At 39.4% G+C, this 16,039-nt stretch carries 11 protein-coding genes; 1 reads left to right on the top strand and 10 read right to left on the bottom strand.

Features of this window, described 5'->3' with window-relative positions:
- Positions 1-17: 17 nt before the first annotated feature.
- The 3 genes from EV194_RS01105 to EV194_RS01115 form a co-directional block, all read right to left on the bottom strand.
- Positions 18-1,685, bottom strand: a complete 1,668-nt coding sequence (locus EV194_RS01105) for a family 43 glycosylhydrolase (protein ID WP_132431227.1) — start codon at positions 1,683-1,685, stop codon at positions 18-20.
- 286 nt (positions 1,686-1,971) lie between these two features.
- Positions 1,972-3,459: a UxaA family hydrolase gene (locus EV194_RS01110; protein ID WP_132431229.1), complete on the bottom strand. Its 1,488-nt coding sequence runs from the start codon at positions 3,457-3,459 to the stop codon at positions 1,972-1,974.
- A 25-nt stretch (positions 3,460-3,484) separates the two neighbouring features.
- Positions 3,485-4,966 carry a tagaturonate reductase gene (locus tag EV194_RS01115; RefSeq protein WP_132431231.1) on the bottom strand — a complete coding sequence of 494 codons (1,482 nt, stop codon included), beginning with the start codon at positions 4,964-4,966 and terminating at the stop codon, positions 3,485-3,487.
- Between the two features lie 429 nt (positions 4,967-5,395).
- Between EV194_RS01115 and EV194_RS01120 the strand changes: the two genes are divergently transcribed.
- The gene (locus EV194_RS01120; protein ID WP_207915855.1) at positions 5,396-5,683 is read left to right on the top strand and encodes a RagB/SusD family nutrient uptake outer membrane protein; all 288 of its coding nucleotides are present in this window, start codon (positions 5,396-5,398) and stop codon (positions 5,681-5,683) included.
- 94 nt (positions 5,684-5,777) lie between these two features.
- Here the strand turns inward: EV194_RS01120 and EV194_RS01125 are convergent, their stop codons facing one another.
- The 7 genes from EV194_RS01125 to nhaC form a co-directional block, all read right to left on the bottom strand.
- Positions 5,778-7,349: a glycoside hydrolase gene (locus tag EV194_RS01125; protein ID WP_132431233.1), complete on the bottom strand. Its 1,572-nt coding sequence runs from the start codon at positions 7,347-7,349 to the stop codon at positions 5,778-5,780.
- A 260-nt stretch (positions 7,350-7,609) separates the two neighbouring features.
- A complete protein-coding gene (locus EV194_RS01130) occupies positions 7,610-10,702 on the bottom strand; it encodes a glycoside hydrolase family 2 TIM barrel-domain containing protein (RefSeq protein ID WP_132431235.1) in 3,093 nt (1,030 codons plus the stop codon).
- A gap of 298 nt (positions 10,703-11,000) precedes the next feature.
- Complete coding sequence (locus EV194_RS01135) at positions 11,001-11,897, bottom strand: 4-hydroxy-3-methylbut-2-enyl diphosphate reductase (protein ID WP_243699293.1); 897 nt, start codon at positions 11,895-11,897, stop codon at positions 11,001-11,003.
- Positions 11,894-12,610, bottom strand: a complete 717-nt coding sequence (cmk, locus tag EV194_RS01140) for a (d)CMP kinase (RefSeq protein WP_132431237.1) — start codon at positions 12,608-12,610, stop codon at positions 11,894-11,896. The genes EV194_RS01135 and cmk overlap by 4 nt, the downstream gene beginning before the upstream one ends.
- A gap of 72 nt (positions 12,611-12,682) precedes the next feature.
- Positions 12,683-13,711 carry a type IX secretion system protein PorQ gene (gene porQ, locus EV194_RS01145; RefSeq protein ID WP_132431239.1) on the bottom strand — a complete coding sequence of 343 codons (1,029 nt, stop codon included), beginning with the start codon at positions 13,709-13,711 and terminating at the stop codon, positions 12,683-12,685.
- A gap of 142 nt (positions 13,712-13,853) precedes the next feature.
- Positions 13,854-14,363 carry a YkgJ family cysteine cluster protein gene (locus tag EV194_RS01150; protein ID WP_132431241.1) on the bottom strand — a complete coding sequence of 170 codons (510 nt, stop codon included), beginning with the start codon at positions 14,361-14,363 and terminating at the stop codon, positions 13,854-13,856.
- Between the two features lie 235 nt (positions 14,364-14,598).
- The gene (gene nhaC, locus EV194_RS01155; RefSeq protein ID WP_132431243.1) at positions 14,599-16,014 is read right to left on the bottom strand and encodes a Na+/H+ antiporter NhaC; all 1,416 of its coding nucleotides are present in this window, start codon (positions 16,012-16,014) and stop codon (positions 14,599-14,601) included.
- Between the last annotated feature and the right edge of the window lie 25 nt (positions 16,015-16,039).

Raw genomic sequence — 16,039 nt, forward strand, 5'->3', positions numbered from 1 at the left:
TTTAGCACAAAAAAGAATTAATCTCTTACCGGACTAACCCCTTCGGTTGTCATGATCACCCTTTGAATGGACCCATCCTCATTATGATGTAAATAATCAATACAAACAGAACGCAAATAGCTTCCACCCTGTGTTGGCAATGCACCATTGTGATAGACAAAATACCATTGCCCCTTAAATTCAACAATAGCCTGGTGATTTGTATTGCTGTTTCCGGCTACTTCGTTTAAAATACCCATGTACTCCCAAGGGCCGTTGATGCTTTTACTTCTTGCATAAGCAGTTTTTTCCGGGAACCATGCAGCATAAGATAGGTAGTACCAATCATTCTTCTTATGGATCCAAGGTGCTTCAGTAAAGTGAGGAAGGTCTTCAATGGTCATAATATCACCATCCATTTCAATCATATTGTCCTTAAGCTTTACATAGTAGCAACATGTGTTACCCCAAAACAGATAAGCCTGCCCGTCATCATCAATCCATACGGTCGGATCTATATCATCCCAGGTAATGTTTGTACAGTGAGTCGTCATATCATTGGTAATCAAAGCCGATCCAATGGCATCCACAAACGGACCGGTTGGGCTGTCAGACACTGCCACGCCAATAGCACGTGCCCCGGTATAATGTTGAGTTGATACATACCAGTAGAATTTGCCATCACGCTCAATAACCTGGGCTGCCCATGCATAATTACCTCTAGCCCAGCTAAAGTCAGAAGGTCGCAATGGAATGGGGTGTTCGTACCATGTTTCTAAATCTTCAGATGAGAACACTACCCAGTTTGGCATATTATAACCTCTTCCGTCACCAACATCCTGACCTGCATAAATATAAAAAACATCATCGTGAACAAGAGCTGCAGGGTCGGCTGTGTATTTATGAGAAAACAGGGGGTTTCCATTAGCAATCAATCTAATGGGACGTTGAGCATACTCCACATGAGCCTCTGCCAATCCTTTGGTTTCTCGTCCCAACCGATTGATTTCTCTTACCGTTAATGCTTTGTCATAAATTCTGAAATCAGCCAACAGACCTCTCAAATAATTATCTTCCTTATATGGAGAGCGACCAATAAAATTGAATTTTGTTTTGCCTATTGCTGATGGATAAATATCTACAGTATTAGATGCAACCATTTTCCCATCTATGAAAAGGTTTCCCTGGTTACCTTCTTGAGTATATACAATATGCATCCAGGCACCCTGTTGAACAGGCTCTCCCACTCGTACCGCTTGTTCGCCTCTACTGTCGGTTTTTGTTATGGCATATGTCTGGTCGCGGGCACTTAAAAACAAACATCCATTACCTTCACTCCGAATGTCCGTAGAATTAGAAAATGTTAAGATAAAACTACCATGAAGGCTCAAACTAACACCCTCATCAACATACACATAAGTTGACACAGAAAAATCTTTCAAAGAATTCACCAACTCCCCGGTTTGCTCCCCCATGTCGAGATAACCGTTGTGGAACCCTAGGTTCAGAATATGGTAATCGCCCATATGATCCAAAAATGCTTCGTTTTTCAATTCTGCATTAAACCCATTTCCACTCACATCCAGGATTTCGCCTGAAGGTGAAACACTCTTAAAATCGTAATGCAGTTTCAAATTCCGATTCTGACTTGTCAGCTGAAAAAACATCAGCAAAGCCATTGATACAATAATAACCCTTTTTTTCATAATTGGTAATTTGTTTGTCGAGGTCAGATGAAACTTGCCCCAGATTACAATATGCCTTTAGAACATAAAATTCCCTAATTGCTCGTTTCATCTGTTTCCTTTTTAGTTATAAAATATAATACAAAACAGTGTAAAGATACTTTAAATTTTATATGTACCAAATACTTTTATAATAAAATCTACAATATTTCACAATCAAAATTACAGTTTCATACAAAAAAGCGAGTAGATCATGTTTGATCTACTCGCTGCGAATTCTCAATATATAACAGTTACAAATAAGTCATTAAAGAGTTACTCCGGTTTTAAAAATGGCGATCTCTTTAAACCCGGTTTCCTCGTGCTTTAATTTTTTCCCACTGGCCACTTCAACCACAAAACTGATGAACTCATCAAGCAAGTGATCCATGGTTTTACCCTCCAATAGTTGACCAGCATTAAAATCAATCCAGTTCCTCTTTTTGTTGAATAGATTGGAGTTGGTTGAAATTTTCATTGTCGGAACAAAACTACCAAAAGGTGTTCCCCTGCCTGTGGTGAAAAGCACCATCTGGCATCCGCTGAAACCAAGAGCTGATGCTGCAACCAAATCATTACCAGGAGCAGAAAGCAAATTGAGGCCATTCTTACGAATGGGTTCAGCGTATTTTAAAACATCAACAACAGTGGCTGTACCTCCTTTTTGTGTACAGCCCAAAGATTTATCCTCCAGAGTAGAAATTCCGCCATCTTTATTCCCGGGCGAGGGGTTTTCATAAACCGGCAGATTATGCTTATGGTAATAGTCTTTAAAACCATTGATCAACTCAACCGTTTTTTGAAAAACTTCCTTATCAATGGCTCTCTCCATTAGGATGGTTTCTGCGCCAAACATTTCAGGAACCTCCGTTAAAACCGTTGTTCCTCCTTGAGCAACAAGAAAATCAGAAAATACACCAACCAATGGGTTGGCAGTAATTCCGGAAAAACCATCAGAACCTCCACACTTCAATCCTATTTTCAATTCAGAAAGAGGCACAGGTTCGCGTTTGTCATAACGCATCTTCTCATAAATCTCCTTCAGCATAGAAAATCCCGCTTCAACCTCATCATCCACCTCCTGTGCAACCATATACCGAACACGAGATTCATCGTAATCACCTATGAATTTTTTCAGATGCGAGATTTGATTGTTCTCACAACCTAAACCAATTACAAGCACGCCTCCTGCGTTGGGATGATTAATGACATCGGCCAACGCCTTTTGAGTGTTTACGTGATCATCTCCAAGTTGAGAACAGCCATAGCTGTGCTTGAAAACTTCTACCCCGTCAATATCTGAAGGATTAACCTCACGGTTAAACCTGTTGATGATTTGCTGGGCTTGGCCATTTACACATCCAACTGTGGGTACAATCCAAAGCTCATTTCGGATCCCGGTCTTCCCGTTTGAACGGCGGTAGCCGTCAAATTTCATGTTTCGATCGGAAAAACGAAGCTCATTTAACTTTTGGTTGAATGAATAAACCAGATTTCCAGAAAGGTTTGTTTTTAAATTCTGAGTATGGACATGCATTCCGGCGTTTATTGGCTGAGTTGCATGTCCGATAGGCGCACCATATTTAATGATGTCCTCATTTATATCAATATTTTTTAAAGCAACCTTATGTCCAACAGGAACATTCTCTGTTAGAGTTACCTGATAACTATCTACGTTAACAACATCTCCGGCATTTGCAGCTACCAGTGCAACGGCCACGTTATCTTCGGGGTTTACCAATAAGAATTTTGCCATTATTTAATATTTTTCCGATGTGTAATTAAGACATCTGCATCAAAGGATTGTTTTTGTTTAATACCGCTTTTACGGCACGTTTCATTCCTACTTGTTGAATGAGGAACAGATAATGACTTACTGAAATGGTAAGATTTGGAACTTCGTTCAAATCTCGTTTCCATACCTTGTCAAGTTTTAGAACCTTCTCTACCAGTTGGTAAATTGAAACCGGTCGGCCATCACATGCTTCCCATGCCTCTTTGTAAAAATCTATAATCCACTGATCGTCCTGAACCGGGTATTTTTGGCCATCGGCTTCTCCTTTAAAATAGGCGATCATGGCCGCAAGAGAAAAGACGAGTTTTTGAGGTAACATGCCATGATTCTCATAATAGTTCAGCAAAGATGGAAGATTGCGGGTTTCCCATTTCGACATGGCGTTCAAGGCAATACTCTGCCATTGATGACGGATGTATGGATTTCTAAAACGCTCAAGAATTTTCTTGGCAAAAGATTTCAACTCCACATCCTCGCCTTCAAGAACAGTAAGCACTTCATCATATACCAAATCGCGCATGAACTCTCCAGTTTCAAGATTTTCAAATGCCTCCCTCACTGTTTCAATTCCACTTAAAAAAGATACAGCATAACTTCCGGTATGGCAACCATTCAACACCTGAACTTTTTGTTCGCGATATTTGGTCATGTCTTTCACGAACTTCACATCTAGTCCGGCTTTATCTGCGGGGAATTCTTTTTTAACCCATTCAGGAGCTTCAATTACCCAAAAATGGAAGTATTCGCCTACAACGACTAAATTATCTTCAAATCCCAATTCGCTTTGGATCTCTTTGATGTCATCTTTTGGGAAACCTGGGACAATCCTGTCAACCAAAGTATTACAGAAACAGCATGCAACATCAACCCAATTAATGAACTCTTTTTCAAGATCCCACTTTTCTGCGTGTTGTAAAACAAATTTCTTCAGAATATCACCATTTCTATCAATCAATTCGCAGGGGAAGAAAATCAATCCTTTTGATGCATCGCCGTTGAACTGCTTATAACGTGCATACAGCAAAGCCGCCACTTTTCCCGGAAACGAATTCTGTGGTTTCAGATCAAGGCTTTCATTATCATCCCAACTGATACCGGCTTCGGTAGTATTGGAGATAACAAAACGTAATTCAGGATTCAAAATAGATGATTCGTATTTCTCATATTCGGTGTATGGATTGATGCCCGCGTTAAGACAATCAATTAGCGTATACTCTTGAATTGGCTGCCCGTCTTTTATCCCTTTTAAATAAACATGGTATAGACCATCCTGATCGTTTAACATATTAACCATCCCATTGGTCAAAGGTTGAACAACATCAATCCCTGTGTTAAAATCAATGGATTTGTTCATTTTGTGCACAATCCAATCGGAAAAAGCACGCAAAAAATTACCTTCTCCAAATTGTAGAATACGTGTAGGGTAAGTTTTGGCTTCAGTTGCATTCTGACGATTCAGCTTCTTCATTATTATAGTTTTAAATTGGTTTAGATCGAAATAATTGAAAATCAAAACCGTTCTCGTTAACGGCAATTAAATAAACGACTACATTCTAATATCCAGAGAATGGCATTACTAAAACAAACAACACCAAAAACATGTATCAAGAAATATACTCTACGCTGTATTTCAGTTCATTTAGGAATATATAAAAGTTTAACAACTGAAATAAACACATAACAAGCAGCCAAAATATTTCTATGCATAATACAAAATTAATTTGCACAAATATATGAAGCCAATGCTAAATAGAAAAGAAAAAAACGGGAAACAGAAATACCGTTAATGATTTTTAACTCAATAAAAATCCTATCTATTTGTATTTCTGTTTTTTAGCGCACATAAGAAATTTGCGTGTTCGTTAACGTTTCATACCTCTCTAAAGTAATCTTCTGTTTGAAAACATCAAGACACATTTTTTTAGTGTTTCTTTTTTCAATTGGATTAAAGACCCTGGATTTCATCCTTGATGAGCGCGCGCGAGAGATGTTTGCTGAGGAAAATCGCCGATTAACACTAATGCGAACCGGAACTTTAATTGAAAGAGCAAAAATCAATACCGACAGTTCAATTAAAGGAACCATTTCGGGGCTAAATCCTCGCATTAACCTACTCCCGATTCCATTAAGCGAAATTCAAAGAAACAAGGACGTAAAATGGGAAAATAACCCGGGATATAATTAAGATTTAATTTATATGATAAAAAATGCTATCTGATTTCTCAGATAGCATTTTTTATCATATAACCATTCATTCGATCTTTATAAAAAAACGATCCTCAATTAACATTTGTTATCGTAATCATTGCTCTGGCTGGCATTTCCACCACATCTCCAATGACAATTGTACCTTTGCGGGTAAGATTGTTTTCAGATCTATGGTCGGTTAAATAGTATTTGAATTCAGTATTCAATTCTGCATATTCAGTGGTCATTACAAAAGGAATCGAAGTTTCTGAATAGTTAATCAATACCATCGTAGTATATTGTCCATCGTCAGACACAAATGCAGTACTCATTAAGGATTCAAGGGCATCTTCGTCCTGTAGTTGGTCACCCCTCGAAACTTGAACTCTCCTCATTCCTGGAAGTACAAATCGTGAAAAATGACCCATGGCCCATAATTTCTTAGAGTCATATATTTCTCCGTCATATTTATCATGATCTATATAAACCAAACCATCATTATAATCATAAGGACTTACACCAAGCCACCATTGCCACGATTGAGCATTGGCAAAAACAAGATCGGCGAACATCACCCTGGCCATATATAAGGCAGCATCCATCCCCAGATCTCGTCCTGGCCCCGTAATTTCGCTATTGTTTTCCAGAATGCAATACTCTGTCATCCAAAATTCAATGGGCATGGGGTTAGATTCAATAGTTTTTCGAACCCGCTTTCTGGTTTCCACCAAATTTTCTGTTGGCCAAGTGGTAAAATAACTGTGTGCTGCAATTTTGGGAGTAACACGTGATAAATTGCCAACAAAATTATCGGATTCTGGATCAAAAAAAGCACGAATCTGAATTCCTCTCCCTGGTTTATCGTTGGTTTCATACAGATACTTATAATGTGCTGTTTCTGGAATTTCCAATTGAGAAACGATATTTCGTTTCTCAAATTCCTGATTAATAATTCGGGTAATGGCAGCAATTTCATTGTTTTGTGAAGGAGTCCCTTCTTGTCCGCCATCAATCCAGTCCCATTGAGGCTCGTTAAATGGGCTAATGTAATTCAAAAATACGCCATCATTCTTTTCAATATTCTCAACTACATCAGCAAGATAAACAGCGAATGCTGAATAATTCTCTTCAGACAAATTATATCTCTGATTATCTGATGAGTACGCACGCCCATTTCTTGTCAGAAATACAGGAGGGCTGTTTAAAAAGCCAATAAAATGCTCCACGCCTCTTTCTTGTGCAGCTTTTAAGAACCAACGTTGACCTGATTGCTGATTCCAATCATACTGCGAATCTCCAACCATAAACGACTCTGCCCTTCGCCATACATCTCTGATTCCGCTATTTCTTCCCTGTGCAGCACTTCCCCCACCAATGTTAAATCGCCACATATTTAAGCCAATCCCCTCAGGGTTTGAGTCGTTATCTAACTGAGAGCTAAACAGCCAGTCTGCTATTTGTTCCTTTTTGTCCTCCGGCCAATATTTGCCAACAAACTGGCAACTCCAAGCATCCGAGGCTCCAAAACCATGTATTACCTGATGCTTCTTATTTTGATTGATAATTAATTCAATGGTTTCAGAACTGCGTGCAACATTATTATTGGCCTTACAACCAAAGACCCCAATGGTGACAACAAATATTAGAGGTATTAAAATTTTCATGTGTCTATAATTTGTATTTTAATCCCGAGTAATCGGGATGGAACTCGCCAATCCAGTCATACTTACTCCGACTGGGCTCAGTACTTCGCCTGTGTGAGAAAAGCTTTGACTTTGTCTATCTGACGATTCTCATGGCTCGTTTCCTGCATGAAGAGCACTTATTTAAGTCATGTGATAATTTCAGCTATATTGGGATGGGCTAGAGATAACAAGAGCTGTGGTTAATTAAACCACAGCTCTGTTTGCATAACTTGATTGAATTATTTTCTAAAGGGGGTGATTGTAAACTGATAGCTATACTCCGAACCCAACAATTTATATTGGTCATGAGTATGGTTACCCCAACTATTATCTCCCCCAACACCCATCTGCTCCAAATCGATATTCACTTCTGTGATATTTCTTTGAGGCAATTCATAATAATGAGTCAGGTTATTCCCCAAATCATCAATGGTAAAATGATAAGTACTTGAATTTAAAGGCTGCTTTCCATCAATTCGGAACCCAAAGCCTCTCTCATTGGAGACCTCAAACCAACGAACATGCGTCTTATTACCACTCTCCTGAGGCACAGGATAAGGAGTATGCTGATCAATTACTCTTCCACTGTATAAATCAACAAAAGCTGCCGACTCCCTGTCCTGATAAGTTTCAAATGGCCCCTTGCCATACCATGTTACATAATTAAATTCACCAGGCATTATCAAATTCATTCCAAAGCGAGGCAATTCTGGCAAGTTTTCATCTACCTTATTAAAGTAAACCGAAACATCGACACTCCCGTCTCCCTTTATTAAGTAGGTTACATTATAAACTGATGAAGAAGGAGCGATTGTGGATGCAACCTCTACAAGATAGATACCATCCTGTTCTTTGGTTACATTAATGGATTCCAAGGTGCGCTCTCCCTGTACATTTCTCCACACCGACAGGCGGGTTGGCATATTGTTTCCCTTGTCGTTGCTGGTGGGAACCCTCCAGAAGTTAGGCTGTAATGAACGTCGCAACATATCTCTTCCTGCATATTTCCAGTCAGAAATATTACCGGTCGATTTATCCATGATAATGGCAAAGTCTTTTCCCAAAAAGTAATAGTGCTTATCACTCTCTGTCAATGTAAGAGAAGAATAGTCTATAGACGCTTCTTCCTTGGCTACAAAAACCGGAAGTAAAAATTGCTCTGTGGCAACCACATGGTTGGCACTTAGTATTCCTTCGTCATTCTTTAAAGTTACATATAGATTAAGGAAATACTCTTTACCAGGTTCAACTGAAAAATCCATAGGAATATTCACCACGGCATCTCCCTGAGGAGCAATGGGTCTTCTAAAATCAAGCGTACCCTGGCTAACAACTTGTCCCTCTGACTTGATCTCGTAGGTAAAATTATAAGGTTCAGTGGTGCGGAAAAAATGCTCATTAAAAACTCGAATTCGACCTCTGGATAGATCATTGGCTGTAAACCAGAAATTTTGATAGGCTTTTTTCACTTCCCACAATGCAGGTTTTGGGGTTCTGTCGGCAAAGACAATTCCATTCATACAAAAATCACCATCAGATGGTACATCATGTGGACCAAAGTCCCCTCCATAAGCAATATAAGAAGTTCCATCAGCAGTATGTTGTAACAATCCCTGATCCATCCAGTCCCAAATAAAACCTCCCTGTAACTGAGGCTCATTCCTGATCAACTCCCAATAATCAATAATGTTTCCATTACTGTTACCCATACCATGAGAGTATTCACACAAAATTAATGGACGGTGATCATTTAACTTTAAAAAGTCCTTCATCTCTGGTATACGCATGTACATAGGAGCTACAATATCAGTGTAATCCTCTGTAAATGCTTGTTCATACTGAACAAGTCGTGTTGGATCCCACTCTTTTGTTGCTTTATAAAGCTGGCGGAAATTTTCTCCACGTCCGGCTTCATTTCCAAGCGACCAGATTATAACTGATGGGTGATTCTTATCTCTTTGCACCAATCTCTTCATGCGATCCTTCTTTGGAGCAAGCCAATCAGGATCACGTGCAAGGATGTTATTCATATTGTATCCATTATCCGGAACATCATACACTCCAAGTCCATGAGATTCTATATTCGCCTCATTTACCACATACATACCATAAATGTCGCATAGTTCATATAAATATGAATCATTGGGATAGTGAGCAGTACGAACGGCATTAATATTAAACTCCTTCATCAGTTTAATATCTGCCTCCATGGCTTCCCGGGTGATATAGTGACCATTAATCATATCATGATCGTGACGATTAACACCCTTTAGCAATACCGGCTGACCATTTACCAAGAGCTGACGGTTCTTTAATTCAACGGTCCTGAAACCAACCCGCGAGGTTCTGATATCAACAACATTATTTTGATTATCCTTTAGTGTAATAAACAATTGGTATAAGTAAGGACTTTCTGCACTCCACTGATTTACACGACGAAGCCTGTAATCAAAATTCAACTTGTTGTTATTAACAGCCTTTGTTTCGCTAAAAACGGGACTCCCATTTGCGTCCACCAACTTAACATCAACAGAATATCCCGGCTTTACCTCATTTAATTCTATGTCCAGATCGAATAATCCATCACGATAATTCGAGGTTAAGCCTGCCTTGACAAAAAAGTCTGCTACATGTGTTTTTGGTAACGAGTACAAGTAAACATCTCTCTCTATTCCAGATAAGCGCCACATATCCTGACCCTCAATATAGCTGGCATCAGACCAGCGAAAAACCTGAACAGCAAGTTTGTTTTTTCCGGTTTTAAGAAATTCTGTGATATCAAATTCAGCTGGCAATTTGGATTCCTGAGAATAACCAACTTTTTCTCCGTTTACCCAAATATACATAGCGGAGTTTACTGCTCCAAAATGTAAAATAACTTGATCTTGGCTCCAATTGGAAGGAATTTCAAAATGTGTCACATAAGAACCAACTGGATTATAAAAATCCTGTATATGTGGGGGGTCAACCACAAAGGGATATTGAACATTGACATAAATCGGAGTTCCGAAGCCATGCATTTGCCAGTTTCCGGGAACCGGAATTTTATCCCAATCATCTGTTGATACATTAGGCTTAAAGAAATCTTTTGGACGCTGGGAAGGATTTATAGACCAATCAAAATCCCAATCTCCGTTTAATGATTGGTAATAATCTGAGTTTCTTCTATCATTTTTCCTTGCTTCATCGATATTCCTGAATGGAAACGAGTTTGCAAATGCAGGACGTTTGTTAACTGCAAAAACATCCTGTGCTTCCCAGTCATTTCTCTCAGCGTTGGAAAAACTGGTTGCACATAAAACCAAAATCAGCAAAAAAACTAAATTCCGCATAGTAACATATTTAATTAATTGAATATTTATCTGTTAAAAAACATTGATTTAATAACGATAACAAATCTAAACAGAACTATTAATTTCCAATAATACAAATTTTCCAAAAACTATAATAAACTCGAAGGTCAACCTTTCAAATACAAAAACAGCCATATTTAATACGTGTACATCAATAAAAATCAAGTTTTAATGAGATAATGCTCAACAGATACCGAAATAAAATTATGATTCGACATTGCGGTTTGCACATATATAGCAGAAAACAGATTAGAAATTTATATCAAAAAAAGGCTGCTCATACGAGCAGCCTTTTCACTGATTCAGCAAGATTCTCCATTAGCCATTGAGGAGTAGATGTTGCTCCACATATCCCAATTGAAGTTATTTTATTCGAAAACCAATCCTTTTTCACATCTGTTGTTCCAGTAACATAATATGTTGCGGGATTAACCTTTTTACAGACTTCAAACAAAAACTGCCCATTGCTGCTTTTTTTCCCGCCAACAAAGAGAACAACATCATATTTTGAGGAAAAATCCTGCAAATGAGGCACCCGATTACCAACCTGTGCACAGATTGTACGATTTACCTTAAGAAAATCGGGATCAATAAGGTGCTTTTCCAACAGATTGCTGATCTCATCGAATCCTGAATAACTCATGGTAGTCTGACTAAACAGAATGGTAGGTTTGTTTGGTGCAAGGTTTTTGATCTCTTCAGGAAATTGTATTACAATTGCTTCGTCATTGGTTTGGCCAACCAACCCTCTCACCTCAGCATGACCCTTTTTCCCATATATTATGATCTGTCCGTTGACCGACTGCATTTCTTTCCAGGCTTTTTTGACCCGCTCCTGAAGTTTTAAGACAACCGGGCATGTGGCATCGATCAATTTTGCCCCGGATTTTTCAACTTTTTTATAGGTGGCTGGAGGTTCACCATGTGCTCTGAATAATATGGTCTGTTCATTAGAGTGTTCAAAACAAGCCTCAGGTAAAACACCCATCCCCTTCTTTTTCAGACGATTTACCTCCTCTTCATTATGCACAATATCGCCAAGACTAGATAACAAATCTCCCTTATTTAAAGATTCTTCTGCCAATTTTACTGCTCGTGCCACACCAAAGCAGAAACCCGATTTTTTATCTACCTCAATGATTAACTTCTGCATATTCATAGAACCGTCCATCATTTCTGTAGAAGTTTATATAGGCCACGTTCACTTAACTTTTCCAAAACCCAATCAAACTGTTCCTCCCTGTCCATGAAGCTATTATCAAGAACCAGAGCATCATCGGCCTTGCGCAAAGGGCTCTCAACGCGTGTGCTATCAATATGGTCACGATTTTGCACATTAGAGAGAACATCCTCAAAAGTAACGCACTCTCCTTTGCTTTGCATTTCATCAAACCTTCTTTGCGCACGAACTTCCGGACTGGCGGTCATAAACAATTTCAGATCAGCATTTGGAAAAACAACCGTTCCAATATCACGGCCATCAAGCACCACTCCACCGCTTTGTCCCATCTCTTGCTGAAGTTTTACCATCCTCTCCCGTACGAACTTTAATGCACTGATGGCACTTACATTATTGCTGACCTCCAGAGTCCGAATAGCCTTTTCAACGTTTTCTCCATTTAACCAAGTATCCAACTCTCCGGTGCTGGAATTGCGCTTAAACTCTACCACAATTTCGGATAGGCTATTCCGCAGTTTGTCAGCATTTATACCGTCATTATTAATAAAACCCCGACTCAAAGCAAATAGCGTTACCGCTCTATACATGGCTCCGGTATCAATATATATCAGATTCAGTTTCTTTGCTAAATCTTTAGCGATTGTGCTTTTCCCACACGATGAGTGGCCATCTATGGCGATGATTATTTTGTCTGCTGGTTTTGACATGAGGGTGCTGCTTAAGTTACAATGATTATTCGCTCAAAGTTACAAAATATCATCAGAAACCATCAGTAATTACTAAAAGGCCGTTAAGTTGGTTGTGATAGAAAAATGGTTGGAAGTTCCACTCAGATGATATCTCGCAGATCCATAAGAAAAGTTAAACTTTGAGATCCTAATTCCGAAGCCCCAGCTAAAACCCACTGTTGAGGTTTTTGACTCAACTTTAAGCTCCTGCCTTCGACGGGGATTCATTCCTGCTGCCACGTAAAAATTATCGGAAGGAACAAATTCAACGCCCACGGTTAGGTGTCTTGCAGCCTTTTCAACAAAGTTGTCACCCGTTCCCCTCTCTCCAAATACAAGCCCGTGCTCTTCCTGATCCCGAAGAGAATATTGCAGTGTCCCACCCAGCAAATCCTGCACAGTTAGCGAAAACCGGAAAGGTGCGTGCTCAAGCTTTTGTGCAATTCCAAATTGCAGATCAGACGCTATAGGCTCTGTTTGTCCACCGGAATATGAAGCGATCTGATGTCCATAATTCCGAAGCACAGCCCCTCCGGTTAATAAACCATCCCTGTGGCGATAAAAAAAGCCAATGTCTGAAGCAATACCCCATGAATTGTATGATTCAATGCGACTGAAAACAGGTTTTATTGAGATTCCGGCGCTCCATTGCGGAGAAAGCTGTCGACTGTAAGTAAGTTGTACAACTGTTTCTCCGGCGCTGAAAGAACCGGTTATTAAACCGGTTTCATCAGCCGCTACAAAAGACCCGTAACCAACATGGTGGAAACCGATTGCAAAATTGCCTATCCCCTCAAAAGAGTATGCAGCTCCCGAAAATCCATAGTTGATGCCAGCCATATAAGGCACATAACTCATAGATATTTGCTGACTCAATGTCGAATCCAACATCCCTGGATTGTGCATCAGAATAGACAAATCATGGCCGTGCAAACCAACCTGGTTACCTCCTAACGAAGCAATCCGTGCTGACTGTGTCAGATTTAGCAGTCCAAATACAGATTCTCCTCCTCTTTGGCTATGAGCATTAAATGTTCCGGCAAGAAAAACCAAAACCAATAATATCCTGAATTTCTTCAAATCCTTTTTCTATTAATAATTACATTCAACTCTTTAAACTTTCCACAGTTGATTTAAACTGTTTATTGCGTTTTCATATCTTTATGCATAATCAACGAAAAAAAACGGTTTTAATTGCAACAATCCAACTTTCTGTAAGCCATTATTTATTCCCATAATGATTTTTAAGATTTTCCACCACATCCAATACAGCCGGACAAAACAGAGTATTTCTCCAGGTAAGCTTTAATATCTGATAGAATCTTTTCCGATTGGTGTGTGGATACTCTCTGCAAGCCCGTGGACGATCTTCATAAATCATACAATAGTTATCGGGCATCAAAAACGGACAAGGTGCAGATTTAAAAACATAATCCCCCTCCTCATCCAATATCAGGTAAGCATCAATCATCTGCGAAGGTTTCATTTTTAGGCGTTTCGCAATTCGATCGATATCCCGATCAATTATAATCGGGCTGGTTGTTTTACAACAGTTGGCACAAGACAAACAATCAATTTTCTCAAATGCCGCATTATGAAACCCCTCTACAGTTTCGTCAAGTTTTACCGGTCGCTTCTTTCGCAATCGCTCAAGAAACAATTGATTATCGCGGGATTTGTTTTGCGATACCTCCTTAAATTTTTCTAAAAAACTACGCTCCTCTTCCGCCATAAGAATCTTCTAGTACCTGCAAAAATAAAGAATCTCCCACAAAGCCACAAAGTACACTAAGAAAAAAACAAGAACACTTGAAGCGATGCCTCAAGTTCTTCGTTGCGTTTCACACCTTGCGGAACTTCGCATCGCTCAGCAGATTCAATTTCATTCTAATAACCTATTGACCTATCAATCTACAAACCTATATCATCGCTATCCTGAAGCATTCGAGACGAACCAACTATTGCAATCATAGATCATCCTCTTTCTCTTCCGGTTCATAAGACTTCAACTTATGCATAGTAATACCAGCATAACCAAAAATGGCCACAACAATTGCAGTTAACCAACACAAAACAGCATATGGAGCATATTCCATTGCCGATATTCCTAAAGCGGAATAGACAAAAACAGCACTGCTGTTCCACGGAATAAGTGGTGCTGTTAAGGTACCGCCACCTTCAAGAGTACGGGTGAGATTTTTCAATTTTAATTTTTTATCGCGGTAGCACTCCTCAAACATTTGGCCTGGTAAAATTACGGCCAGGTATTGATTGGCACCGAAAATATTGATAAAAACCGATGTTCCGAGAACCGTCAACGTCAAATTACCCACTGTTTTAACCATTCCTGCCATCTTTAAAACAATGCTATGCAACATACCGGTGCTGTCCATTATTCCGCCAAAAGCAAGTGAAATCAACGCCAACGAAACCACATTGTACATACTCTCTATGCCTCCCCGCGAAAAGAGCGCATTCGTTTCTTCATTGCCCGACTCCAGAACAAATCCTGAGTAAACAGTGTCCATAAAAGCGGCGAAACTTCCACCCTGGACCACAATAAAAACGATGCCACCGGACAAAACTCCGGCAATGAGACTAGGAATAGCAGGGATTTTTTTGACAATCATATATATAACCAGTATCGGTGGAATAAATAGCCAGATAGACAAATTAAAATTTTCAAGAATACTGTCGGTATATAAAGCAACATCACCTGTATCGCCATCACTAACCATCACAAAACCAATTATCGTAAATACCACTAAAGAAATAATCAGAGCAGGAATAGTGGTATATAGCATGTGTTTGATGTGTGTGTATAGATTCACGCCAAGCACAGACGGGGTCAAGTTTGTGGAGTCAGACATGGGTGATATTTTATCACCAAAAAAAGAACCAGAGACCACAGCCCCTGCAGTAATCGCTGGTGGAATTCCCAAGCCCTGGCTAACACCCATGGCTGCCACCCCAATGGTTCCAACTGTTGACCATGAACTCCCCGTTATTAGTGCCATAAAACTTGAAAACAGCAATATCAACGGAAGAAACCATTGTTCCACTAAAAACTCAAACCCGTAAAACATCATGGCGGGCACAATGCCGCTTGCGATCCATACTGATATCAACATCCCGATAATCAACAAAATAATAATGGATGGGATGGTTCTATTAATGGCAGATCGGAAGCCCTCTTTTATTGTATTCCATTTATAACCATAAAAATAAGCACAAAGGCCGGCTGCAGTTGCTCCTAAAAACAACGAAAAATGAGGTTCCGCATCGAACATGAAAACAGAAAATCCCAGCGAAACACCTGTTACAAGAATAGGAATAAGTGCAAGCCAAAAAGGAGGTGTTGGTAAATCCCAATTTTTATACATACTCAATTACATGCTTTAAGGTTAA

Origin of the sequence: Natronoflexus pectinivorans, from assembly GCF_004345615.1 — a bacterium.
Taxonomy (GTDB): Bacteria; Bacteroidota; Bacteroidia; order Bacteroidales; family Marinilabiliaceae; genus Natronoflexus; species Natronoflexus pectinivorans.